1 protein-coding gene is annotated in these 565 nt (G+C 40.0%); it reads left to right on the top strand.

What is annotated here, in order from left to right; translation table 11 throughout:
• Positions 1–135: 135 nt before the first annotated feature.
• Entirely contained in the window at positions 136–483 is a 348-nt protein-coding gene (gene dndE / locus AB4496_RS19700) for a DNA sulfur modification protein DndE (protein WP_017104393.1), read from the top strand.
• Positions 484–565: the final 82 nt, after the last annotated feature.

Below are 565 nucleotides of genomic sequence, written 5' to 3'. Positions count from 1 at the left end.
GATCGATAAAAATTACACCCGCATGATTCAAGATGATATCGCTCGCACTTACGAAATCTGCTTTGATGGTGCAACCAAGTCTTCATCACTGAAACAAGGTTACTTCTGGAAAGAGCCTACCAAGGAGGCTGTATAATGCTACCTAATCGCATGAACTTGACCCGCACTACAGAAGAACAGCTGAAGAAGCTAAAAGGCTATACAGGGGTTACTCCAAACGTATCTGCGCGTATTGCTTTTTTTCGCTCTGTAGAGAGTGATTTTAGGTACAACTTCATCGAAGCGAAACTCGATGGCTCATTAGTATTGGATAAGTTTACGTGGCTAGGTGAAACTAGTGATGTGACTGAGTTAGTTTTAAAGATGTACTACCCAGAATTAGAAGCCAAGCAATACCAACAAGCTTGGGCTGCTCATGTTGAGGATGGAATTGCTTCACTGAGAAATCACAAATCTATAGAAGTGCTTGCAAGTAAATTATAGCCAGATACCAAAATTCAAACAATGGTACATATGACCATTGTTTGAATTCCAACCTAAAAATGGAATTGCTTCACTATTAAGC

The sequence above is a fragment of the Vibrio sp. 10N.222.46.A1 genome (assembly GCF_041473595.1).
Lineage (GTDB): Bacteria > Pseudomonadota > Gammaproteobacteria > Enterobacterales > Vibrionaceae > Vibrio > Vibrio tasmaniensis_A.
This window is presented reverse-complemented; position numbering and strand designations above follow the sequence as displayed.